The organism is Paraburkholderia fynbosensis (genome assembly GCF_902859935.1).
GTDB lineage: Bacteria > Pseudomonadota > Gammaproteobacteria > Burkholderiales > Burkholderiaceae > Paraburkholderia > Paraburkholderia fynbosensis.
In genome coordinates this window covers 301,866-325,949 of sequence record NZ_CADIKI010000003.1, presented here as the reverse complement: position 1 = coordinate 325,949, position 24,084 = coordinate 301,866, and the positions used below count along the sequence as shown (strand labels likewise).

General features: G+C 59.6%; 17 protein-coding genes. 12 read left to right on the top strand and 5 right to left on the bottom strand.

Annotation, left to right across the window (positions count from 1 at the left end):
• Positions 1–243 precede the first annotated feature (243 nt).
• Positions 244–3,378 carry an acetoacetate--CoA ligase gene (locus tag HV770_RS07120; protein WP_175158729.1) on the top strand — a complete coding sequence of 1,045 codons (3,135 nt, stop codon included), beginning with the start codon at positions 244–246 and terminating at the stop codon, positions 3,376–3,378.
• A 28-nt stretch (positions 3,379–3,406) separates the two neighbouring features.
• On the top strand, positions 3,407–3,796 hold the full coding sequence (locus HV770_RS07115) for a hypothetical protein (RefSeq protein ID WP_175158728.1): 390 nt from the start codon (positions 3,407–3,409) through the stop codon (positions 3,794–3,796).
• Here HV770_RS07115 and HV770_RS07110 read toward each other — a convergent pair.
• Together HV770_RS07110 and HV770_RS07105 are read right to left on the bottom strand one after the other, a co-directional pair.
• Complete coding sequence (locus tag HV770_RS07110; RefSeq protein ID WP_175158727.1) at positions 3,787–4,143, bottom strand: ligand-binding protein SH3; 357 nt, start codon at positions 4,141–4,143, stop codon at positions 3,787–3,789. The genes HV770_RS07115 and HV770_RS07110 overlap by 10 nt on opposite strands.
• 87 nt (positions 4,144–4,230) lie before the next feature.
• Positions 4,231–5,652: a UbiA family prenyltransferase gene (locus HV770_RS07105; protein WP_175158726.1), complete on the bottom strand. Its 1,422-nt coding sequence runs from the start codon at positions 5,650–5,652 to the stop codon at positions 4,231–4,233.
• A 258-nt stretch (positions 5,653–5,910) separates the two neighbouring features.
• Here HV770_RS07105 and HV770_RS07100 point away from each other — a divergent pair, with 258 nt between their 5' ends.
• The 8 genes from HV770_RS07100 (at position 5,911) to HV770_RS07065 (ending at position 18,512) form a co-directional block, all read left to right on the top strand.
• Positions 5,911–7,092 (top strand): hypothetical protein, encoded by a 1,182-nt coding sequence (locus tag HV770_RS07100; protein WP_175158725.1) that lies wholly within the window; start codon positions 5,911–5,913, stop codon positions 7,090–7,092.
• A gap of 177 nt (positions 7,093–7,269) precedes the next feature.
• Positions 7,270–8,628, top strand: a complete 1,359-nt coding sequence (locus HV770_RS07095; RefSeq protein WP_175158724.1) for a glycosyltransferase family 87 protein — start codon at positions 7,270–7,272, stop codon at positions 8,626–8,628.
• Between the two features lie 613 nt (positions 8,629–9,241).
• Positions 9,242–10,327, top strand: a complete 1,086-nt coding sequence (locus tag HV770_RS07090) for a glycosyltransferase family 2 protein (RefSeq protein ID WP_175158723.1) — start codon at positions 9,242–9,244, stop codon at positions 10,325–10,327.
• A 20-nt stretch (positions 10,328–10,347) separates the two neighbouring features.
• Positions 10,348–11,847: a N,N-dimethylformamidase beta subunit family domain-containing protein gene (locus HV770_RS07085; RefSeq protein WP_246290741.1), complete on the top strand. Its 1,500-nt coding sequence runs from the start codon at positions 10,348–10,350 to the stop codon at positions 11,845–11,847.
• Positions 11,844–13,100: a hypothetical protein gene (locus HV770_RS07080; RefSeq protein ID WP_175158722.1), complete on the top strand. Its 1,257-nt coding sequence runs from the start codon at positions 11,844–11,846 to the stop codon at positions 13,098–13,100. Before HV770_RS07085 ends, HV770_RS07080 begins: the two co-directional genes overlap by 4 nt.
• A gap of 105 nt (positions 13,101–13,205) precedes the next feature.
• Entirely contained in the window at positions 13,206–14,519 is a 1,314-nt protein-coding gene (locus HV770_RS07075; protein WP_246290740.1) for a cellulase family glycosylhydrolase, read from the top strand.
• A 118-nt stretch (positions 14,520–14,637) separates the two neighbouring features.
• Complete coding sequence (locus HV770_RS07070) at positions 14,638–16,899, top strand: polysaccharide biosynthesis tyrosine autokinase (RefSeq protein ID WP_175158720.1); 2,262 nt, start codon at positions 14,638–14,640, stop codon at positions 16,897–16,899.
• Positions 16,900–17,030: 131 nt separating this feature from the next.
• Positions 17,031–18,512: an MOP flippase family protein gene (locus HV770_RS07065; RefSeq protein ID WP_175158719.1), complete on the top strand. Its 1,482-nt coding sequence runs from the start codon at positions 17,031–17,033 to the stop codon at positions 18,510–18,512.
• Between the two features lie 268 nt (positions 18,513–18,780).
• Here the strand turns inward: HV770_RS07065 and HV770_RS07060 are convergent, their stop codons facing one another.
• The 3 genes from HV770_RS07060 to HV770_RS07050 all read right to left on the bottom strand — a co-directional run bounded on the left by HV770_RS07060 (position 18,781) and on the right by HV770_RS07050 (position 22,321).
• The gene (locus HV770_RS07060) at positions 18,781–19,977 is read right to left on the bottom strand and encodes a glycosyltransferase (RefSeq protein ID WP_175158718.1); all 1,197 of its coding nucleotides are present in this window, start codon (positions 19,975–19,977) and stop codon (positions 18,781–18,783) included.
• Between the two features lie 87 nt (positions 19,978–20,064).
• Positions 20,065–21,153: a glycosyltransferase family 4 protein gene (locus HV770_RS07055; protein WP_175158844.1), complete on the bottom strand. Its 1,089-nt coding sequence runs from the start codon at positions 21,151–21,153 to the stop codon at positions 20,065–20,067.
• A gap of 22 nt (positions 21,154–21,175) precedes the next feature.
• Positions 21,176–22,321, bottom strand: coding sequence for a glycosyltransferase (locus HV770_RS07050; protein ID WP_175158717.1), 1,146 nt, complete (start codon positions 22,319–22,321; stop codon positions 21,176–21,178).
• A gap of 428 nt (positions 22,322–22,749) precedes the next feature.
• Here HV770_RS07050 and HV770_RS07045 point away from each other — a divergent pair, with 428 nt between their 5' ends.
• Positions 22,750–23,196 (top strand): hypothetical protein, encoded by a 447-nt coding sequence (locus tag HV770_RS07045; protein ID WP_175158716.1) that lies wholly within the window; start codon positions 22,750–22,752, stop codon positions 23,194–23,196.
• A 596-nt stretch (positions 23,197–23,792) separates the two neighbouring features.
• Positions 23,793–24,083: a co-chaperone GroES gene (gene groES / locus HV770_RS07040; RefSeq protein WP_008923887.1), complete on the top strand. Its 291-nt coding sequence runs from the start codon at positions 23,793–23,795 to the stop codon at positions 24,081–24,083.
• Position 24,084 lies beyond the last annotated feature (1 nt).

The window sequence follows — 24,084 nt, the reverse complement described above, 5'->3', positions numbered from 1 at the left end:
CAGCATTGACTATGGAATCGGCGCGATCTGTCACTCGATAAAACGATCGTAGACGTTGGTTCGTTAGAGCACATTGCAGCGCCGGACGCGCGCGTACATTCTTTCCCAATCTTTCTCATTCTTTCGAAAGCACCGCCGAGCATGCAGGACCGGATCGGCAAGGTGTTTCGTGAATCGTTAAAGCAGGGTACATACGCGTCCGCTTTTCCGCGGGGTATCCATTCCCTTTTGAGAGCTCCAGACATGACTTCCTCCGATCGCCACGATCCCATTCCCGGGATCGCTAACAGCACCCGTATGCCAATCTATTTACCGGCATCACAACGGATTGCCGCATCGCAAATGAGCGCATTTGCTGCAACACTCCAGGCGCGCACGGGTTTACCTTTGTCCGATTACACACGACTGCACGAATTTTCGGTACGTGAATACCGGAGCTTCTGGCGTGGCTTTCTTAAGTGGTGCACGGATATCGAAACTTCAGGCGAAGTCGAGCCGGTCTGCGTTGGCGAAGACATCGAGCGCGCGAAATTTTTTCCGCGGCTCGAACTCAGCTATGCGGATAGCCTGCTCGGTTTGACCATCGCCGGCGCCGACGCCCCTGCATTGACCGAGTGTCATGTCGACGCGCCGACTGTGCGCCTGACGCGCGGCGAACTGCGCGAGCGAGTGGCGAGCCTCGCTTGCACGCTCGAACGTCTCGGGTTGCGCAGTGGCGATCGCGTGGCCATGGTCATGCGCAACGACGCGCAGGCCGTCATCTGTACGCTGGCCGTCGCCGCGCTCGGCGCGACGGTGGCGAGCGCGGCCCCGGAGATGGGGGCCGATGCGCTGCTCGATCGTTTCGTACCGCTCGCGCCACGGCTGCTGTTCGCGCACACGGCCACGCGTGCAACCGACAGGGGCACGCCGCTCGCGGAGAACATCGCAGGCCTCGCCTCGGCGATGCCCTCGCTCGAAGGCATCGTCAGCCTCGATGATGGACCGTTGCCCGACAGCGTCACGCTGCCGGTTCGCTCGCTTGGCGCGCTGATTGCACAATCCGATCCGGCGGACTTCGTCTGGCGGCGCTTTCCCTTCAATCATCCGCTGTTCATCATGTTTTCGTCGGGTACGACCGGCAAGCCAAAATGTATCGTGCATGGTGCCGGTGGCACGCTCCTCGAACACCTGAAGGAGCATCGGCTCCATACCGACTTGCGCCCCGGCGAGAAGCTCTATTTTCAGACCAGTTGCGCCTGGATGATGTGGAACTGGCAACTCTCGGCGCTTGCATCGGGGGTCGAGATCGTCACCTACGACGGTCCGCTTGCGACGGTCGATACTTTGTGGCGTATTGCTGCCGATAACCGCGTGAACGTGTTTGGAACGAGCCCGGCCTATCTGAAGATGTGTGAGCAGGCGAATCTCGAGCCTGCAAAGCAGTTCGACCTTTCGGCACTGCGCGCGATGCTGTCGACCGGCGCGGTCCTGTTCGACTCGCAGTACGACTGGGTAAGAGAACACGTCGGAGCGTTGCCGCTGCAGTCGATTTCGGGCGGCACCGATATCATCGGCTGCTTCGTACTTGGCAATCCGAACTTGCCGGTCTACGCGGGCGAAGCGCAATGCAAGAGTCTGGGGCTCGATGTGCAGGCATGGGATGACGGCCGGCCGGCAGTCGGGATCGGCCACCTCGTCTGCACCAATCCGTTCCCTTCGCGACCGGTTGGGTTTTTTGGCGATACCGACGGGACGCGTTTTCATGCGTCGTACTTTGCCGCTAACCCGGGCGCCTGGACGCACGGCGACCTGATCGAATTTTCCCCTCAAGGATCGGCGCGCATGCACGGCCGCTCCGATGGCGTGCTGAACGTCGGCGGCGTGAACGTCGGACCCGCCGAAATCTATCGCATTCTGAACGACATTCCCGGTATTCGTGACGCGATGGTGGTCGATCGGAATGCGGCGGGTTCGTTATCCCATGCAGGCCGCAATGGGGCGAATTCGACCTTGACCGCAGGTTCGCGCGAACGAGGCATCGTTCTGTTGCTGGTATTGCAAGCGGGTGTCGAGCTTTCCGCCGCGTTGCTGTCACGCGTACGCGGTGACCTCGTTCGCCGTGCATCGCCCGCGCATGTGCCGGGTTTGGTCCTCGCGGTCGAAGCTCTGCCGACCACGCATAGTGGCAAGCCCTCGGAGGCCGCGGCGCGCGATGCCATCAACGGGGTGCCGGCCAGAAACGCCGGGGCGTTGCGTAATCCCGAGTGTCTTGACGCCATCCGCCGGCAAGCGGCGCGCAACCTTGGAAAAGGCTCGCTGCCGTTGCCCGGCAATACGCGTGAGCAGATGGAGACGTACTTGCGGGCATTGTGGGAACGCATGTTCGGTTTTGGACCGATAAGCAGCGACGATAACTTCTTCGATCTGGGTGGCGATTCGCTTCTCGCGGCGGAGATGGCGAGCCACATACACGATGCGACCGGCCAGACGATCTCGCTGACGAACCTGATGACCGCACCGACCATCACGCAAATCGCCGCTATCCTCGAAGCCGGCCCGGCGAGCGCGCCGTCGAGTGCAATGGTGCTGATGCGCGCGGGCAACGGGACGCCGCTTTTTCTTGCGCACAGCGTCACCGGTTCGGTGATGGAATGCCGCGGCCTGATTGGCGCGTTGCGAAACGGAAGGCCGGTATACGGACTCAACGCACACGGTCTCGAGGGCGAGAAAGCGCCGCAACAGCATGTCATCGACATGGCGCGCGACTACGTGGCGCAGATACGCCAGTTGCAGCCGCACGGGCCGTATGCGCTGGCTGGCTACTCTTTCGGCGGCCTGATCGCTCTTGAGATCGCCCAGCAACTGCATCGCGCGGGCGAACGGGTCGAGATGCTGTGCCTCGTCGACACCTATGTCAATGAGCGCTATCTGCCGTGGGATGCATGGATGCGTTACGAAGGCCGCTACGTCATCGAGCAATGGCGGGCGTTCCGCGGCATGTTGTCGGCGCAACGTACCCGTTACGTGTCCGCCAAGCTGGCGGCGGCGGTTGACCGGGCGCGCCTGCGCCTGGGACGCACGGCGCATCGGCTCGAACCCGATGCTATCGGACTGCCTCCGGTGCTGCTGCGCGTACGCCAGGCCATGCAGGTTGCGATGGCCACGTACCGGCCGAAACGGTATCGCGCCGGCCCGATCCTGTACGTTCGCGCGTCGACGCGAATAGAGGGCCGCGGGAATCCACTGCCGTTGTGGCAGCGGGTTGCATGCGGCGGACTGAAGGTCATCGACGTGGCGGGCGGCCACAGCGATATGGTCTTCAGACCGAACGCGGACGTGGTTGCCGCAGCACTCGATGCGGCGTTGTCCGGCAATCGGGCCATAATCGAATCGTAGCGCCTATCATGAACGCTGCATGAGGGAGGTGCCCGGCGATCTGCCGGGCTGCCTCGCGGGGATAGATCCGATCGGCAACGCCAGCATCACGCTTTGCCTGGCGACCCCCGTCCACCGCACAAGCCAGTTACTCGACCTGCGCGCGATTCTGCGCGTGGCGGCCGTCACCTGTCACCTGCAATACGGGCCGCTTCCCCCAGGCATTCACGGCGAGATGCACTTTCGAGCCTTTGCGACGCTGCGCGCCATCGGCGCAAATGCGCCATGGTGCAGTACCGCGGACCAGCCAGCGCGACACATTCCATCGTTCACGCAGATCGTGCCGGCGCTGCACGCTGTCTTTTCGCACAAGGAGGCACGTCACCCGGCTTCACGCACGGCCCGTCTAAAAGCATGCGCAGCGCTGGGTCACGAATAGATCAGATAGATGCCGGCCGCGAGTAGCGCCGCGCCGGCCGCAGCCTTGGCTGTCACCGCTTCGCCGGCGAACAGGCCATAGCCGAACAACTCGATGATCGTGATGCCGACCATCAGCGGGTACGCGAGACTCAGCTCCACACGACGCAACGCGAGCGCGTACAGGACGAAACCTGCACCGTAGGCGCCGATCGCGCCCGCGCGCATCAACATCGGCCCGCTCGTCAGCGTGTCCAGAGACAGCAGGCCGCCGGAAGTCTGTACGCTGTTCATGGTTGCCGCAACGCGCAGCAGGACACTGGCAACCGCACTGAGCGTGCCGGCTGCAAAAAGAAGAAAGATCGCCATTCGTCGCTAGTCGTTGTTATCGAGTGGGCGCGGTGCGCCGGTGTGCATAGCGCCGGTCGTTGCGTTGCGGCTGACCGACCCGGATCGCTATGCTGCCAGAACAATACTGACGACGCATGCCGTCAACACGCACAGACTCACTTTGTCCTTCAACGCGAACACGATCGGATCGTCATGCATCTTGCCGCGGAACGCCATGATCCATACCCGGCTGACCCAGAACAGCATCAGCCCGAACAATGCCCAGAGACCTTCCTGGTGGCGGTACATCAGCTGTACTTCAGGCGAATTCAGGTACAGCGCGAGCACCAGTGCCGCCGTGTAGCCGGCCGCGGTGCCGAATGACTGCAGGATCGCCAGATCCTGTGTGATGTAGCCACGTCCGGCCGCGGCAGACTTGCCTTCCTTCAGGATCACGTTTAGTTCGGCGTAGCGCTTGACCATCGCAAGGCTCAGGAAGATCGACACTGAGAACAGGATCAGCCAGTACGACAGCGGAATCTGCCCCGCCGCGCCGCCCGCAACTATTCGCGCGGTATAGAGCGTGGCGAGCGAGAACACGTCGACGAGCATCAGCCGCTTCAGTACGAACGAATAGGCCAGCGTCAGCGCGAAATACAGGCCTAGCACCAGCACGAACTTCGGGGGCAGAAACGTCGTGAGTATCGCGGTGAGCGTCAGCAAGACGGCGGTCAGCGCGACGCCAAACGACAGCGGCAGCTTGCCGGACGCAAATGGCCGGTTGCGCTTGCGAATATGGCGACGGTCCGCGTCGAGGTCGAGCATGTCGTTGACCAGGTACACGGACGACGCGCACAGACTGAACGCGAAGAACGCGATGGTCGCGTTGAGAACCGCGCTCGCACTCGTGAACTGGTGCGCCGCAAGCAGCGGCAAAAACACCAGCGTGTTCTTGCACCATTGGTAGACGCGCGTCGCCTGCAGCACGACGCGCAGCGGCGGCCTCACCTCATCGAACAGAATGATCTGCTGATTGACCTTGCGGGCAGCGGCCGCGATCTTCTGGTTGCCGACCACGATCGCGGCATGCGCGCGCTTCCACACTGGCACGTCGGCCATGTCGTTGCCGCAGTAGTCGAAGCCTTGCTCGCCGAAGCGGCCCGCCAGTGCGCTGGCCTTGTTGTTGCCGCGCAGGTTGAACTCGCCATTGCTGGCCATGACGCCGCTGAAAATGCCAAAGTGCGCAGCGACCTGCTCTGCGAACTGTTCGTTGGACGCGGTGCAAAGGTACAGCTCGCGTCCGCTCTGCTGCTCCGTCCGAAGGTAGGCGACCAGCCGGTCGTTGTACGGCAGGATCCCGACATCGATCGTCACACGTTTCGCGATCTGGTCCTTCAGGTAACCTTTGCCGCGCATCAGCCAAACCACGCACATGAATAGATAGAGCGGGTTTTTCTTGAGCAATACCAGAAGCGATTCGGCTAACAGATCGGTTCGCGCAAGCGTGCCATCAAGATCGACGCACAATGGAAGAGCGTGAGACGACATGGCAACACCTTTGGGCAAAAGAAGCGATTGATCGGCGCAAAACATGGGCATGCGGCCGTTGCAGGCCACAGTGCCGATCCTAAGGCGCGGTACTGGAGGCATCTGTTCGGCGTCGCACATGGCGAAGCAGCGCCGCCGGAAGGTGGTAAATCGTATTGAAGTGCGCTATCGCACAGACGTGAAGTGCCGCGCCATTACGATGGCGGGATCAATGCTGGAATCGGCTGACAAATCCAGCCCTATGATCAGGAGCTTCCAATGTCGAACCGAGTCGCGTTGCCCCGTCCTACCGCGTGGATCCTCCTTGCCTTCATCTACTACCTCGCCGCGGCGGCATCGTTCAGTGGCTTCTTCATCAAGTGGCACTTTTCCGAGGCCGAGAAGTACTCGCTTCCGCAGATGCTGGAGGGTACGGCGATACGACCGTTCGTTTATCGGCAATTGCTGCCGATGACCGCCAACGCGATCGACAGCGTGATCCCGCAAAAATCCAAAACGACGTTCCTGAACAAGCTGGCCGAGGATCCGCCGGTTTCCAACCCTATTCACCGGTATTTCCCGAGCGCCACCGACGCGGCCAATCCGCAGTACGCGCTGCGCTATTTTCTTGTCTATGCAATGTCTTTTCTATCGATGTTCGCGGCGATGTTCGCAATTCGGGGTGCCTGCATCGAGGTGATTGGCGACAGGGTCGCTGCGACACTTACACCGCTTGCGATTGCCGCAGTCTTTCCGCTGATCCTGACTGAAGGCGGCTACTACTACGACATGCCCGAATTGATGTTCATGGCGCTCGGAATCTGGCTTGCGGTAAAGCGCCGGATCGTTCCGCTTGCCATCGTCACCGCGATCGCCACGCTGAACAAGGAGTCGTACCTGCTGTTCGTGCTGACGCTCGTCCCGTTCATCGCGCTGCGCCACTCACGCAAGCAGACATTCATGCTGACCGGCGGCCTCCTCGCGCTCGCCGCAGCGGTCAACCTGTTGATCAAGTTCCGGTACGCGGGCAACGGCGGCGGCACGATGGAGTACCAACTCATGTCGCACATTCAGTACCTGATCAATCCGCGCAATTACTTCCGGATGGAAATGAACTACGGGATTCTGACGACGAAGGGATTCAACGTGGTTCATCTGCTGCTCGTCGCGCTATTGCTGAAGGCGAGCTGGCGCGGCTTGCCACAGGTCGTGCGTACGCACGCGTCGATCGCGCTGGTGATCACCGTGCCGCTATTTATCGCCTTCTGCTATCGGGACGAATTGCGCAATCTGAGCCTGCTGACGATGACGCTCGCGTTTGTGACCTGCACGACCATTTCGACGGCGCTGCAGCAGGCGGCCGCGCGCGCTCAACGGCAGACCGCACCGCTGCCGGCGGCACAGGCGCGCATGCCGGCATCGCGTGAACCGGTTGCCGCGCACGAGGTAGCCCCGCGCTGACAGAACCTGTTGCGGCCGAACGCCCGCTACGTTCCGGCTCTGCTGGCGCGCGTGATAGGTGAGATAACGCACACTTCGATGAACTCCGCCATTTCATATGGACGCATCTTTCGTCATGCTCGACCTGCCGCCAATTTTTCTCCCGAAACATCTTGAGCCATTCGAGAGGGTCGAGCCATGTCTTCCAACGCTGCCCTGAACGTAACCGGCCCTGAAACAGGGGGCGGTTTTATCGCGAGCCGATCGCGCCGGCATCTCTTCGGGCTGTGCCTCGTTGTATTCGTCACATCGATGGTCGAGGACATTGCCAACCGGCTTCTCGCGCACCTGGGGATCATCGGCAAGCACCCATCGGTCCTGAATTACGCATTGACCTGGGCGCGCTCCTTGCGGAACCCTGGCGACGTCGACGACTCCTGGGGACCGATGCGCGCCGCGCTCGGCTGGTTTCAGCAGCATGCCGACGGCCGTCTCTACGAGCACATATTCTTCGTGGAGCGGGTCAAGTTCCAATACCCGCCGAGTAGCCTGTTGCCTCTCCATACGCTGTCGCAATGGGGGATCGCTCCGTCCAACGCGCTCCTGAACTGGATCAACTTCTGGATGGTCTTCGCCAACGTTCTGGCCGCGGGCGCGCTGGCATTCACACTGGCGCGGCGCTCGCCGGGCCATGCGCGACGGCGCTGGCAGTTTGCAGTCATCAGTGCATTCGGCGCGCTGCTGTTTTGCCCGTTGCTCAAGGCGTTCGATTTGGGCCAGCTACAGGTCTGGATCAACGCGTTGTTCGCCCTGTCCGCGCTGGCGTGGCTCCTCGGCCGCAAGGAGCTGGCAGGTGTCCTGATTGGTTTGATATGTCTGCTCAAGCCGCAGTTCGTCATGTTCATGGTGTGGGGCTTGTTCAGGCGTGAGTGGCGCTTCCTTGTGGGCTGGGGCGTGGTCGCGGCGGTGGGGGGTGTCGCATCGCTTGCGGTGTTCGGCATACAGAACCATCTTGATTACCTCGCGGTGCTGCGTGCGCTGTCGCGCACCGGTGAAGCGTTCGTTGAAAACCAGTCGGTCAATGGCCTGCTGAACAGGCTGCTCGACACCGACGCGACGCCGGCCGTATGGAAGATCCACGAATTTCCGTCGTTCAATCCGATCGTCTACGCCGGCACGCTTGTTACCTCGGCCTTGATCGTCGGCGCAGCGCTGCTGATTCCGCTGCGCGGTAAGGGGGCCTCCGGGCTGCTCGACTTCCTCGGTGCGGCGCTGTCGTTCACGATGGCCTCGCCGATCGCCTGGGATCATCACTACGGAGTCTTGCCGGTCATCTACATTGCGATGATGTTCGTATTGCTCAACCGCAGTACGTCACGCGGCAGGACTGTGGCACTGGCGGTGCTATTGGTGTCGTACATCTTCACCGGGCACGGGCTGGGCGGGTCCTGCGCGCTATGGGGCGCGCTTGCAATGCTCGGCCTCCTTTACTGGGCGAATCGGGCGCCGAGCGGTGTGGCGCAGACTAGGAGCGGCCAGCGCGAGCTGGCCACGTAACCATCGCCTCGCAGCCCGGCGCACAGAACTCGCCGCCGAGGTCCCTGCGCTTGTCTGCCGCTCAGCCAGACCGGAAAGCGCTGCTCGAGGGTCTTCGTGCCAGGGTCACATTGCGGAAACACGTCACGGTCGAACAGCCGCATTCCGTTTCGCCTGACATATCGACCGGGCGGCAGAATCGGACGTCGGCAGGCGTTGCGCGTGCCGGCCTTATCGGCCAGGGCATGGCGCCGGAAGAGGACCCATTGTCTGGGCTTTGCCGGGACGATTGGGCGCGCTTGCTGTCAGGCATGTGTGCCTCCACTGTGGGCTTCCGAACGGACGGTAACGTTCGCCGCAGCGGAATATGGGGGCGTACAACGAGGGGCGTGCCGAAAAAAATCACATGGTTTGCCGTCAAACGACTCGACACCGATTCGAAGTCGGAGCGGCTCACAAAGCGAACCAAGCGTCACGCGAGCGATTCGCGCAGTCCGCTCAGGTTATTCCGGAGACACGGTTTGTGACGTCTGCTGGAGTTCGTGGCAGGACGCGCCGGGGTGGTATCCGCCTCATCGCCTACCTAAAGGGCGGGGCGATTTCGAAAAATCGATATTCAAAGGTAACCCGTCCTATGAAACCAGTGGATGAAGGTAGTGCGGAGACAATTCTATCCGTGATAATTCCGGCGTATAACGTCGAGCATTATATCGGCCTGGCAATCAAATCAGCCCTCGCTCAGCCACGTTCCGAAGAATTCGAGATCATCGTGATCGACGACGGATCGACGGACGGCACGTTGGCTCAGATCCTCAAAATCAAGGACAGCGCGCCTGAGCACCGTATCACCGTGATTCATCAGGAAAATCAGGGCGTTTGTGCAGCTCGCAACACGGCGATGAAGCACGCGAAGTCCCGCTATATTGCCTTTCTCGATTCCGATGATGAATGGGCGGCGAATTTCTCGGACATGATTATGCCGTTGCTCGATACCGACACGGCGGACATCATCGAATTCAACGTGGGTATGGCGAATCCGGACGGTCGCATCGTCGACGAGCTCCAGATCGTGAACGACGCAACGGTCGGCCTGCGTACCAACAATACCGCGAGGCTGCTGGAATTCGCACGCATTTGCCAGATGCATTGCTGCCCGAGAATTTTTCGCCGCGACCTGTGGGATGGCGTAGATTTTCCAGCCGGGCGCGTCTACGAAGAATGCTCTGCAATGCCGATTGTCTATAAGCGCGCTCGCACTTTGTACGGCATTCCTGATCGGCTTTACTACTATCGTCGACGTCCAGGCAGTATCACGCAGGTCACGACGCTCAAGTCAGTCGAAAGTGTGGCTCAGTTCTCGGCCGAGGCCCTCGATAAGAGCGGATCTGGACAGGACGCCGCCTATTGGCTTCTGCTGTTTCATAAGTTTTTCGCCATCCAGTGTTTTCTGACTTCCCGTGTCGACTCGTCTGTGTTTCCTGCCGCAATGAAACTCGTCGAGGCGACCGCCGCAAAGTATGGAGAATTCGCCGTACAGCACAAAGAGCCGTTGCCCGCACTGCGCTTTCGCACGCAGATATTAGTCAACCGTCGCGTGTTCAAGGTGAAGCGAGTGATCAAGCGGGCGCTTGGCATGGAACTGCGGGCACCCGCGGTCGCACCACGGCGGATCGATCCGCCTGCTGCAAACGGCCATCGCTGGGCCGGCAATCATAAGTGACTTTTCGGGGCGCGCGAGGCATGCAACTCTATCCACTACAAACATCTTTCACCGCCGGCGAGTCCTTCGACCTCGCGGTGCAGCCGCGCAACAGATTCTCGATCGCGATCTATCAGCAACAGGACGCGGAGTCGATGATCTGCGTGGGCGGGGTGGTCGCGACGGGCACGCGGGACGTCACGGCAAAGCTGATCAACGGCAAGTACGTATTCGAATCGACGCGCGAGCGCATGCCGGTTCGGTTCGACACGGACTGGAACTGGCCGACGATCACGGTGAAGCCGGATATCGAGGGGATGGAAAGCGGGGCCTATGCAGCGATTGCGTACGAGGTCGGCCCGAGCGGCGAAGCGCTGACGGATCTGGGCCGCCGCTGCATTGCGCGTCAGCCGATCTTCGCCGCACCGCCGGACAGTGACAGCATGGCGCTCATTATCGTGCGACCCCGTTCACCGGCTGCATCGATCGCGTACGTGGTGCCGGTCGCGACGTACCACGCTTACAACTCGATCGGCGGCGGCTGCTTTTACGGCGACCCGGTTCACCGCACGCACCCGCAGACGAAAGTCACGCTTCTGCGACCGGGCGGCGGCCTTGGCGCTCAACTTGGCTATCCTGACGATGCCTATGACCGGCGCTCGCCGCGCCAGCATTTCACGCATTGGGACGCGAAGTTCATCCGCTGGCTGCGCGCGCACGATTTCGCCTGTGACTTCTACACCGATGTGGACCTGCATCGCGCCACCGACCTGGATCTGACGCGATATCGCTGCATGTTGAGCGTCGGACACCATGAGTACTGGAGTCAGCCAATGCGCGACCATGTCGCGCGTTTCATTGCCGGCGGCGGCAATCTGGCCGTGTTCAGCGGTAATACCTGCTACCGGCCGGTCGATTTCGGGGCGCAGGCGAATGTGAACAATATCAAAGTAATGAACCGGCTTGCCGAATCCTGGCCGGATTACAGCGAGAGCAATCTTCTCGGTTTGAGCTACGGCTATGGCGGCGCGAAATACGGTGTCTGGAGCCGGCTCAGGCGCAAATGGGTCAAACCCGAACGCGAGCCGATCGGCTATACGGTGCGGCTCGCGGACCATTGGGTCTTTGCCGGGACGCACATCAAGGACGGGCAGACGTTCGGCGCGGAAGATCGCCTGGTCGGCTATGAGGCCGACGGCGTGCCGCCCGCACCGAACGGATTCGTGACGCTGGCTAATTCGACGAGGCTCGTGGGTTGGGACGTAGGTGGCGCCGCTGCAATGGGCGTGTTTACACCCGATCTGGGCGGTGGGGCGAAGCCGGGGCAGGTGTTCAATTGCGGCACCACCGATTGGCCCCGCGTTCTGATGGATAAAAACGCTAGCAGCCACGCCATCGTTGCGCGGATTACGCTCAATGTCATGCGGAATTTCCTGGGCCTCGCTGCGCAAGACGCTTCACTGGAAAACGCAACGCTTAGCGCGCCGCTTGCCCGCGAACGCGACGAACGTGCAGCGCCGATCGGTGCGGGGAACTCATGATGGGCCCGCTTTGGATACTGACCTTCTTCCTTGGAGTGACGAGCGATGTCATGTCGGGGGCGATTCGCTACTACACGTCGCTGGCAGGCGTGCCGCAGGCCATTTATCTGCCCAAGGTGATGATGGCCGTATGCATCACGCTCATCGTCCTGAGACGTCCCAAGGCAAGTCACGTGTTCGTATTGCTGTTCTTCGCGATGCAGATATGCGTGTCGCTTTTCAATGGCATCACCCTCAACGCGGCGATTTTCTGGGCGTGGATGATGCTGCCGATGTTCTTTACCATGCTGGCGCCGCCAGAAGCGCTTGCGATTCTCGAGAGGCCCGGTGCACGGATGACGGTCGCGGTCATCGCCATCGTGTGTATGGCCGGCGTGCTGGTGAACTATTTCGGCTATCTCAATCCGCTGCCTTGGGTCGGGGCGAACACCATGGTGGACGGCACGGCGGTACACGTCACGAATTCGAACTACGTCGGAGAGGCGCCGCGTTTGCCGGGCTTTGGGCGCGACAGCGCGGCAACGGGGCTCATGATCGGCCTACTGACCACCTGGCTGCTGCCGCGATTCCGCTCGCTCAGTCTCGTTTCGATGATGCTCGCGGTGGCGGGACTCTCGATCTGGGCAACCACCAACAAGACCTCGCTGATTGCGCTGGTGATCGTCCTCGGAATAGACCGTTTCTGCAGGCTGGAGACCATCCGCAAAGGCGTTATCTGGGCTGCGGCGGCGGCGCTTCTCGTACCGCTCGCTGCGTTCGTGATCTCGGCGGCGATCAATGACTCGATGTTTGACGGTGGTGCGCTCAGCTCGTTCCAGGATCGATTCGAGCGTACATGGCCGCTCCTCTTGCAGGGCATGCTCCGCCAGAACCTGATCTGGTTTGGGATTGGTCCCGGCGGCTTTGGTGCGGCGACCGATTACTACCGCAGCAACTTCGGTTTCAACATCGGCTATGCAGACAATATTGCGCTGTACGCGATCGCGAACTTTGGCGTTATTGGACTGGTTATCTTCGCCACTCTGTTATCTAGAATACTGTTCTCCAGTGCCTCCAGAGATAGAGTTGCGTGGACGATGATGATGTTTCTGCTGATCAGCGGGGTCACCACCGATATCTTTGAATCGCTCGGCTGCCTGCTCTTCTTCGGCGTCACAGCGAAGACGCTCTGGCTAGGCGTGGGCGTACAGCGCTTCCATATGCGTCCCGGTTTTGTGCTGTCCCTCAGGCATCGGAGATCGACGTTTCGATGATCCGGACACGAAAAAATGAACTGACGTTGACGGGGTGCGGTTAGCCGACGAGCGCGGCCAGGGGGGTAGATGAAAGTTCAGAGAGACAGGCGATCGAGTCGGATCGTGATTCTCCTTGTGGGCTGCGTCGGATTGGCGCTTGCGCTCGCAGGTTCGTTGGCTATTCGAGCCGTTGCCATGCCGGCGGGGTCGGTGGTGATCCTGAGCGGCGCGGCAACGAAAGACGAACAGCCGTACGTTCAGCTGCCGTCGTTCGCGGCGGCTCGGGCCGATACGGGTGTGGCGATCCACGAGGTCAACGATACGCGCTTGCTGGATGCTGTGAAAGACGTGGGCTTCTCTTTTGTTCGTACGGATCTCTTCTGGGAAGACGTCCAGGCGCCCGACGGCTGGCATTTCGGCGCATACGACAAACTGGTATCGGATGGCGCGGCAAGAGGCCTGGGGGTGCTGTTTATCCTTGGCTACAAGCATTATGAGTTCAGCCCGGATCAGCCACCGACAACAAAGAGTCAGCTTGGAGCGTTCTACACGTATGTTTATCAGTCAGCGCAACGCTATCGCGGTGCCAACGTAAGGTTCGAGGTCTGGAACGAAGAGGATCACAAAATGTACTGGCTGGCTGACCCTTCTCCTCCGAAATACCGGAACCTGCTGACGACCGCGGTGAAGGCAGCCCGCGCAGCCAATCCGAACGTCAAGATTGCGTCGGGAGGCGTGCAGCAGATCAACCGCGCATTCATTCGGGCCGTCGGTGATGTTTCCAGTGCGACGCTGCGTGGCGCCGATGCGATCAGCGTGCATCCCTACCGGCAGCGAGATCCGGAGTCGGTCTTGGCCGACTACCGTGAATTGCGCGCGGACCTGGCGAACTACAAGAATGCGCCGGCCATCTGGGCAACCGAATGGTCATACCCGAGCTACGGCTACAAGTATGTCTCCGGAATCGATAACGGGCATTCGCCGAAAGCGCGTGCGCTCCAGGCGAGATATGCGGTGCGGCGATTTCTGGTCGACTGGATCGCCGAAGTGGGGCTCACGGCTTATTACGACATGCGCAACGACGGTACGAGCCCAACGAATCAGGAGCACAACTTCGGTCTGCTGGATGAGAACAACAACAGGTTGCCGGCCTATGACGCATCGAAGTATCTGTTCTCGTTTACGGCCGATGCAACCAGTGCGAAGTACTTCATCAACGAACACGAGAGATATATCGTCCTCAAACTAGGGACCAGAGCGGGCACGGTGAAATATGTGCTCTGGTCCTATGACGACGGAGATGCATTGAAGTTGGACGTGTCGCAGTTGCCGCGTCGTGCAGTCGTGACTGACATGTATGGCAAGGTTTTGACGCCGACAGATTTGCTTGCAGTCCCTGAAACGCTGGGGCCGGTTTTTGTCAGCGTGCCGTCGTAGCGTTACATATACGGCGTGAATGGAAGTTCCCGGGCAGTTCCACTTGGACCCGAGTCTGGAAAGTGGAAGCTTGTGTGTTCTAACGAGGTCACCCTCGTCTTTTATCGCGGAAAATAAAATGAGTTCATACATCGGGCAGTCGCCAATGGGCATGATTCCCGCCAAAAACGACGGATTTTCCGGCCTTTGGCGAAGCATCGCCCGACACAAGTTGCTATTTTCAACAATTGTCGGCGTGTGCTGTCTGGCGGGCGGCCTGTACATTCTGAGCGCGACGCCGCAATACCGGGCTGACGCGCTGCTGCGTGTGCAGATCAAGCCAGGCGCTCCGATCAGCGCGCTGTCCGACGTATCGGGAACGATGTCGGCCGACCAGTCCGCCGACGATGAAACCGATGTGCTGAGTTCGCGCACGATTGTCGGCGAAGCAATCGCGGCAACGGGGAGCGATACGGTTGTGCAAACGGAAAGTTACTTTCCATTGATCGGCCGCTATTTCGCATCGCGCCATGCTGCCGGCAACCGGTTGAGGAAGCCGTTTCTGGGGCTGAGCGGGTTCGCCTGGGGCGGCGAGCAACTAAAGCCCGGGATCTTCCAGGTGCCTGACGCCGCGCTGGGCGAAAAGTTTCGCGTGGTGACTGGTGAAGACGGCAACTGGACCTTGTATGACAAGGACGGCCATCAACTTGTCCAGGGCCGTGTCGGGGAAACCGCGACTTTCCAGGTCACGAACGATGATGAAGCCGCGTCGGGCAAACTGCGGATCGACGTCCTGCGCGCGCGGCCGGGTATCGAGTTCTCGCTGTCCAGGCTGTCGCCGCAAGCGGCTTATGAAGACGTCAGCAGTCGGTTGAAGACTGCCGTAACCGCCCAGAATACGTCGTTGCGGGACTCGTCGATGATGAGGTTGAGCTATCAGGCGACTTCGGCGATGGGCGCGGAACGGATGGTCAACGCGATCGTCAATGCTTTCGTGAAGCGCAATGTCGACGATCGCGCTGCTCAGGCACACATGAAACTCCAAACCCTGAGCGAGCGGCTGCCGAAACTGAAGGCTGAACTGCAGACCGCGGAAGACCGCCTGAATGATTTTCGGACGCAGAATCAGGCCATCGACATGGATCAACAGGGCGCATCGCTCATTTCGCGTATGAACGGGCTCGTTGAAAGGCAGGCGCAGTTGCGACTCGACTTCGAAGACAAGCGTCAGCTCTTCGGTCCGGAAAGCCCGACGTACAGAGGACTGGTTCAGCAATTGGAGCAGGTGGGCCGCGAGATTTCGCGCACCGGCGAGCTCACGAAGAATCTGCCGGCCACCCAGCGCGAATTCGTGAGACTGTCCAGCGATGTCTCCATCAACAAGCAGATTTACACCGGCGTGCTGGCCAACATTCAGCAGCTCGAAGTAGCGGCAGCGAGTACTGCGTCCGGCGTGAACGTCATGGACTGGGCCGTTGCGCCGGAGAAGCCGTCGTGGCCGCGCAAGGCGATCATCCTGCTCGGTTCGTTCCTCGGCGGGTTGTTTGCGGCAACGGTCACGGTTCACTTCGTGTCGCTTCAGCGCAGGGAATTCCGTACGCCGCAGGAAATTGACTACGTTTCCGACCTGCCGCGTCTCGCCGTGGTCGCGCGTTCCAAGGCGCAGTTGCGCGGCGTTAGCGACTCGCGCAACAATCAGGATCAACCGATGAAACTGCTCGCGGTGAGCAGTCCGCGAGATCCGAGTGTCGAAGCATTGCGTGCATTGCCGAGCAGCGTGCGAGCCATGCTTGCGAAAGTCAGCAGCGAGCGGACCAACAAGGTGATTCTGTTCACCGGCCCGACACAAGGCGTGGGGAAAAGCTTTGTTTCGTCAAACTTCGCCTACCTGTTGTCGCAAACCGAAGAATCGGTTCTTCTGATCGACGGCGACATGCGGCAGGGGAAACTGGGCCGTCTGCAGCAGGACCCCGCGGGGCCCGGACTGGCGGAAGTACTCAAGAAAACGGCGACGCTCGACGAAGCGATCGTGAGGCAGGATGGAACCAATCTGTCGGTGATGGGAGCGGGCGACGCTTATCCGTCGAATCCTGCCGAACTTCTCAGCAGTCCCGCTTTCCGGGAAATGCTCAGCACGCTGCGCGAAACCTACGATTTCGTGGTGATCGACTCGCCACCGGTTCTTCCGGTGAGCGATGCCGTGACGATCGCGGCGCAAGGTTGCGATCTGGTTCTGCTCGTGTCGCGCGCCGACCATACCGGTTCCCGCCAGCTGGAAGAAACGCTTCAGCGTCTGGCGAACGTCGGTGCAAACGTCGGTGGACATATCTTCAACGGCTTTCTGCCGTCGCGATATGGCGAGAATGACGAGTACGGCCTGAAAGGCGGCCGGCGCTATTGAACCCGACCCGGACCTGATACTGGTGGACCGCCAGTCAGGTCTGGGCACACGCTCCTACAACCCGCTGATCTATTTTTTCCGAATACGCGTGCGCCGGTGCTGCCCTGTGGTATTTGGACGATAGGAAAGTAATGTCACTACGAGAAAAAGCGATTTCCGGGGCGAAGTGGTCGGCGACGTCGATGATCCTGACGGTCAGCGTACAGTTCGTGCAGGTGGCCATATTGGCCCGCTTGCTGAGGCCGGCCGAGTTGGGGCTGGTGAGTATGGTTTCGCTGTTCACGACGCTGGCCGACATGTTTCTCGACATGGGACTGAGCACGGCGATCGTACAGCGTAAGAACGTGACCACGCAGGAGTTGTCATCGCTGTACTGGCTCAATGTCATGTTCGGTGCGGTCCTTGGCGGGGTCTTGCTTGCCGGAAGCGGTCTCGCGGCGTGGTTTTTCTCGGAGCCCGAGCTCAAGTCGCTGATGGGTCTCGGTGCACTGTTGTTCTTCATCTCGCCGCATGGTTTGCAGTACCGGTCGCTGATGGAGCGGGAGCTGATGTTCAATATGCTCTCGAAGATCGAGGTTGCGTCCACGCTGATGTTGTTCGTCACGACGCTTGTCTTCGCGATGCGCGGCTATGGCGCCTACGCTCCGATTTACGGTGCACTGACCGGAACGGCATGTCGTACGCTCATGCTCAATGTAAGCGGGCGCAAGCTGCACAAACCCGCATGGCGATTCCGACTTGCGGACACGAGGTCGTATCTAGGCTTTGGCGTCTTCCAGGCCATGGACGCGATGGTGTTCTACCTGAACTTCAATTTCGGCGGCATCGTGGCGGGCCGGGCGTTAGGCGCGGCAACGCTTGGGGGCTTCAACCTCGCACACAATTGCGCCGTCGGTTTTCCGGCGCGGCTCAACCCGTTCTTCACGCGCGTACTCTTTCCGGTCTTTTCGATCATCCAGGACGACACGGCGAAGCTTCGTACGAACTACTTCAAGCTGACGGGTTTCATGGCGATGTTCAACTTTCCGCTCGTGTTTGGGCTTCTGATCGCGGGCCCTGATTTTGTCGTGAGCATGTTCGGTGCGAAATGGCTCTGGATTACACCGATCATGCAAGTGCTTTGTCTGGTGGGGGCATTCCGCTCCATAGGCCATCCAGTCACCTCGCTGATGATGGCGACCGGGAAGATCAGGCTGAGTTTCTGGTTCAACCTGGCGAAAACCGCGACGATGGTGCCCGCCATTATCGTTGGCGCTTATATGGGTGGTGCACTAGGCGTCGCATTTGGGTTACTCGCGGTCGAAGTGATCGCGTTTCTGCCGATGTATCTGCTCTTGATCAAGCGCGTTCTGGGTCCGAGTTTCGGCGAATATCTCAATGCCTGCTTCATTCCGCTGCGAATGACCGTGCCGATGGTGGCGAGCGTCTGGATCGCGTCCGGCCTGCTGCACGGGTCTGTGCACCCTGGCGTAAAGCTGGTTCTGGAGATTGCGCTGGGTGCGGTGGTTTTCGGCGCAACCTTCCTGCTGGACCGATCGCTATTGTGCGCCGAGATCCGCGGCATTGTGCTCAAAATGGTCCGCAACGTGGCGTTGCGGCAGGGGCTGCAGTAATACTCTCTGCGCCTGGGCGTCAAACGCTTCTCGAGAGAACCTCATCCGGAAAGAATCCGCCAGTTCGGAGAACGGGGCGGTGGTGGGTGCGGAATAGACTCTTTCGACGAACCACGTTCTGATCGATCGTGAACAGGAAGCAGCACTGCGCCCGGCAAGTCAGAACGGCCTCGATTATCACGACATGATGTCGTCATAATCGAGGCCGTGGAGATTGCTGCTTGGTGCCATGGCCTTCGATACAACGTTTCTGCTGAACCTGAGCGCGCTACTTTGTACCGAGATCCGCGGTATTGTGCTCGAGATGGGCCGCAACGCGACGTTGCGGCACGGGCTGCAGTAACACTTCCTGCGCCTGAGCATCGAACGCTTCACGAGAGAATCGCACCCGGAAAGAATCCGTCAGGCCGGACAGCGGATAGGCAGGTGCCGAAAAGATCTTTTCGACGAACGCGTCGTGATCGTGAACAGGAAACAGCAATTCGGCCGGCAGGTAAGAGCTGAGTGCCGATACCTGCGATGCCACGATAGGGCGCCCGGCCAGCACGGCCTCGATCATCACAAGCGGCACGCCCTCATAGGCCGAGGGCAACACGACGACGTCGCTCGCCAGGATGTAGGGCAGCACGTCGGCTTGCGGGCCGATGATGCGCACGCAACGCGACAGAACCTCGCTTCCTTTCACAGCTTGTTGTAACTTATCCGCGTCGGGGCCGTCACCGACGATTAGCACAATGCTATTCGCAAAGGCATCGGGGTGCTTCTCGATGGCGGCGAGCAGGAAGCTTTGCCGTTTATGCTGAAAGTGAATCCGGCCAATCTGCGCGCAAATGAACTTTCCGCTTCGCGGCAAACCGAGTGAGCTACGCGCCGTTTCACGGGTAAGCGTGGAACGGCTGAATCGATTGTCGACATAGTTTTCGAGAATCGCGGCGGGCGTGTCTGGCGCCTGCTTCAGCAGTTTTTCGCGCAGATGATCGTTGAGCGTGATGTACTGGTGCGGCAGCTGGTATAACGCGCGTTTAACGCGCGATTTGACGCGTTCGGCAATGGGCGCGCCCGCTTGCGCGGCATCATCTATTAGTGGAATGTAGCTGACGGCCGTCGTGCGAGCCAGTCGCGCAGCAAGCAAACCGGTCATTGCCGACACGATCGTGCCTTGAGCGATCACCAGTTTCGTCAGATTCAGCGCGCGCAATTTGGCCGCGGTGCTCCATGACGTCGCCAGTAGCGCGAGAGGATTGCCGTGAATCGACTCGGTCGTGAAAGGCAGCGGGGTGACGACGACCTGGCGATGCTGGGCCGCAATGTCGCTGGCAAAATCGGACATTGGCTTATTCTGGGTCGGTACCAGAATATGAAAGCTGACAATTCCCGGAGACTGCACAAGCGCGAGAATCAGTCGCTTGAGCATTTCTTCGTGACCGCCGTTGACACCCGAATCGCAATAAATGCCCAACCTCACTGATGTTCTCCTTAAACTCTGAATAGGCCCGGCGGCCACGCCGAGCGGACTGAGCGCGAAGGCCGGCCGCCAGACTTCAAAGCGCCTTCATGGGTTGCGCCAGGATCGATTGATGACTTGCCGGAGCATCTCGGCGCTTGTGTCCCAGCGGAATCTGGCCGCGTGCGAATAACCACGCTCGATCATGGTCGATCTGATGTCGGGCTTAGAGAGCAGCGTGCGCATCTTGTCCGCAATATCTTCTGAAGAGAAGGGGTCGCAATAGAGCGCTGCGTCGCCGCACGTCTCCGGTAGTGCCGAAGAGCGGGCCACGATAACCGGGCAGCCGCAGCGCATGGCCTCGAGCGGTGGAATGCCAAATCCTTCGTAAATAGACGGATAAACGAAGCAGTGCGCATGCTGATACAGGGCCTTCAACTTCTGGTCGTTGAGATACCCCACGGCTTTGATGTTGGGCGCGATCGCTCGCATGTCCTGAACCTCGCCGAACACGCTCGCGTTCTTCATGCCAACGATCACCAGATCAATCGAAGGATCATTGAGCTGGCGGAAGGATTCGAGAATGCGGCCAAAGTTCTTGGTGGGGTTCATGTTGCTGACCGCAAGGACGAAACGCTTCGACACGAGGCCGTGTTCCTGCAAAACACTTGCGTCGGGTGTGATCGCATCCAGATGATCCGCCCCAAGCGGAACGACGCTGATGCGTTCGGCCGGCACAGCGCAATGGTGCGCAAGGCGCTGCCGCGAGAAATCCGAATTGGTCACCACGCAGCTCGACGTTCGCGCCAGAATCCAGAACATGAATCGGTACCATGCACGGAAGCGTCGCGAGAAATGCGCCGGCACATCGAATACCGCCGCGTCGTGCATGTAGATGACCTGATTCAGACGAAAGATCGAGGCCGAGTTGCTGAGATTGACAATACGATGCCGGCCCGCGAATAGGGGAAGCACGAGCTGTTCCCAGAACACGCCTTTTCCAAAGCCGATCTTGACTAAATGGGTGCCAGCCACGGACTGCAATTCCGGCTGCGGCGGAACGACAAGGGTGACGCCACCATTGTCCGGTAGGTGTCCAAGCGCCGCGATCAGCTCACGTGCCACGCGCTGTACCCCGGTCGTCTTCTGAGTAGCGAAGCGACCGTTGTAGATGAATGAGGGTGCGGCAGGTTGCATGTTTTTCAACCGTGATCTCCGGTTAGCTATTGACGTCATACGGATGAGCGATGTCAACGATCAGCGGCTCATTGCGGGTAATGCGCTCGTCGGCCAAGCCGTAAAGCAGTTGCCATTCGCGAAAGATCAGGTCCATTGAAAAGCGCTCCATAGCCCGCTTTCTCGCTGCGGCACCCATTTGCTGACGAAGCGTCGGGTTGTCACGCAGAAGAGCGAGATATTTCGCTAACTCTTCGTCGTTGGACGCCACAAAGCCGGTAACGCAATGAATGACAATGTCGCGATTGCCCACAACGTTGGTCACCACCGCGGGAATACCCGCGACTTGTGCTTCGATTAGCGCCATCGGCATTCCTTCCCAGCGTGACGTCTGAACATAGACGTCAAGTTGTGACATCAGCTCCAATGCGCGCGCACGGGTGACCCAGCCGCTGCACGTGACCGCGTCGCCGCGGTACGCGTCGGGCACTTCTTCTTCGGTCCCACCGATCCACATAAAGCTCACGGAGGGATCGCGAAATTCGTTCGCCAGCTTGAGAAACACCTCATGGTTCTTCTGGAACGAAGCGCGGCCCGTCATGCCGATCATCACCTTGTCGTCGCTTCGTTTGCAGCGCTGCGGGATTTCATCGATATCGACGCCGTTCTCGATCAGGATGGACGAGTGTGCGTGAACCCGGCCTTTGATTTCATGAAGTTCACTACGTGAACATGCAACGATCGTTCCGCCAATGAAGTTGGCGAGACGTTCAAAGCTCAAATAGGTGTACTGTTTCGCAGGCGATACATCACGCCGGAGAAAAGCGGGGCCGTGCGGTGAATAAAATACTTTGGCGTGAGGGGACGCTATTTTGGCCGCGGCTCGCCCGAGAACACCTGCTTTCGACGAGTGAAGGTGGATGACTTGCGGATTACGGTCACGTAAATTTTGAACCAGCGCGAGCAGGCTGGACCAGTCTTTCTTGAAACTGATCTCTCTGCACATCGATACGTGGGTCATCTTTACTTTTGGATGAAACAGACTTTCGAAGTTTGCAGGCGTTTCTCGCCGTAACGAGTAAATCACGGATACATTCGCCCCCGCTTCCGCGGCGCGATTGGAAAGCTCGGTCAGCATCGACAGAACCCCCCCTCCGAAGGCTTCCGTGATATGCACGATGTCTTTCATATGTCTGATCCCGTTATCGAGATTGGTAGGCGAGTTGGAACTGTCCAACTGAATGCGTGTTCACATGGCCCGTTTTCAATCGATTCTTCGGTGATGAAAATCATCGAAGTGCAATCATCAAATGCGGGACTTTTGCAGACCTTCCTTAGATGGAAGCACTGGCGCAGGGTGATCTTCTCCTCACGTGAGCCATAGCTCTGTCTGATAGCGCACGCTGAAACCCGGATAGACGGATGTCGGAATGAGCGTGCCGTGGGAAAACGAGTCTGCTGTTGAGCAGATCAAATCAAGCAAGGAGAAGAACGGTGACAGGCAAGACAAGGCGTGCACGGTACGCGCTCGAGTTCGAGCTGCTGGCGGTGGCTGCTCGAAGGCGACTCAAGGCACGGCGATATTGGCGTGGTTGAACAGACGCAGTGCAACCCGGGGTGAAGGACGACGGGGAAGGCGGGCAAGCGGAATCTGAAAAGTGCGCGGCGTATTTCGTGCGCCCTTGCGCGGACAACGAATTGAGGATTCTTGCAATTCTGCACAACCGGCGAAGTTCGCGATTAATTGGAGTACTTATCGAGCAAGGCGGTCCGTCGTATCGATTGGCGATAGAGGTTGATCGCCAGGTTCGGGTGTATGTGGCGTTAAAGGATGGATCTTTCGAATCGCCGCCGGAGATTCAATCCGCTGTGGCGAAATTTACGAGCGAAGGTACTCGCGAGAAGATTCGTTGTACGGTCGGCGCTTTCGTTTCCCTACCTCATGGCTCGCGCACGCTGGACAGGGTGCTTGCCTTGTTGTCGTTAGTTGGCGAGCCAGATGCATCCTATGTCGCAGGAGGGGCACTCGCTCGGTTCGGGCAGATCGCTGTGACTGCGAGCTGACTTGCCTGGGATCGCAGAGCGCAAGGGCGTGGACGTAGGTCAGCGTAAGGGGCAGGACGAAAAGTCACTTTTCCGGGTGTGAGACCGATTTCGTTTCGTCGGCGAGGTGGCGACCCAAAGGTTTTCGTGCGGACCGTTTCCAGAACGGAGCCCCTGAAAGAGCCGGCTGCGATGACAGGGCAGACGGTCGACGCGCCTGAGGCGGGATGGCGTTTTGCTCGACTATTTGCACGTCAAGGGTATTCCCTGGTCACCGCTCATACGCAGATAGTTCGGTGTATGTCCCGCTGAGCGGCCGTTCGCGGATCAGCAAGGCCCGACTAGCAACGGGCAGGCAAATGCGGGCAGATCGCTGTTTTTGAAGGAAATTATTCCACCGTGCTCAATCTTTTTCTGCGACGCGGGGGGCGATCCCAGGCGCACAGAAACCCCACGTGGAGTGAATCTCGCCAATGCCGCGCCATCCTTCTTGAATTTGTCACCACCCGTCCATATAATTAGCACTCGCTGCACGAGAGTGCTAACAATATCGCCGGTTGGCTCGGTCAACCGGGTTTTCTCAGCGTTCTTCAGTCTCAATCAAGAGAGGAGTATGTATGAACCTTCGTCCTTTGCATGATCGCGTGATCGTCAAACGTCTGGATCAAGAAACCAAGACCGCGTCGGGCATCGTGATCCCCGAAGCCGCAGCGGAAAAGCCGGATCAAGGCGAAATCCTCGCAGTCGGCCCGGGCAAGCGTGACGACAAGGGCGCCGCAATCGCGCTCGACGTGAAGGTTGGCGATCGCGTCCTGTTCGGCAAGTACGCAGGCCAGACCGTCAAGGTCGATGGCAACGAACTGCTCGTGATGCGCGAAGAAGACATCATGGCCGTGGTGCAGAAGTAAG

Bases quoted from the DNA above. Each gene is read 5' to 3' on its own strand.
- HV770_RS07080 (WP_175158722.1), top strand. From the start codon at position 11,844: ATGATGGGCCCGCTTTGGATACTGACCTTCTTCCTTGGAGTGACGAGC.
- HV770_RS07105 (WP_175158726.1), bottom strand. From the start codon at position 5,652: ATGTCGTCTCACGCTCTTCCATTGTGCGTCGATCTTGATGGCACGCTT.
- HV770_RS07110 (WP_175158727.1), bottom strand. From the start codon at position 4,143: ATGGCGATCTTTCTTCTTTTTGCAGCCGGCACGCTCAGTGCGGTTGCC.
- HV770_RS07095 (WP_175158724.1), top strand. From the start codon at position 7,270: ATGTCTTCCAACGCTGCCCTGAACGTAACCGGCCCTGAAACAGGGGGC.
- HV770_RS07085 (WP_246290741.1), top strand. From the start codon at position 10,348: ATGCAACTCTATCCACTACAAACATCTTTCACCGCCGGCGAGTCCTTC.
- HV770_RS07050 (WP_175158717.1), bottom strand. From the start codon at position 22,321: ATGAAAGACATCGTGCATATCACGGAAGCCTTCGGAGGGGGGGTTCTG.
- groES (WP_008923887.1), top strand. From the start codon at position 23,793: ATGAACCTTCGTCCTTTGCATGATCGCGTGATCGTCAAACGTCTGGAT.
- HV770_RS07120 (WP_175158729.1), top strand. From the start codon at position 244: ATGACTTCCTCCGATCGCCACGATCCCATTCCCGGGATCGCTAACAGC.
- HV770_RS07100 (WP_175158725.1), top strand. From the start codon at position 5,911: ATGTCGAACCGAGTCGCGTTGCCCCGTCCTACCGCGTGGATCCTCCTT.
- HV770_RS07065 (WP_175158719.1), top strand. From the start codon at position 17,031: ATGTCACTACGAGAAAAAGCGATTTCCGGGGCGAAGTGGTCGGCGACG.
- HV770_RS07070 (WP_175158720.1), top strand. From the start codon at position 14,638: ATGAGTTCATACATCGGGCAGTCGCCAATGGGCATGATTCCCGCCAAA.
- HV770_RS07055 (WP_175158844.1), bottom strand. From the start codon at position 21,153: ATGCAACCTGCCGCACCCTCATTCATCTACAACGGTCGCTTCGCTACT.
- HV770_RS07090 (WP_175158723.1), top strand. From the start codon at position 9,242: ATGAAACCAGTGGATGAAGGTAGTGCGGAGACAATTCTATCCGTGATA.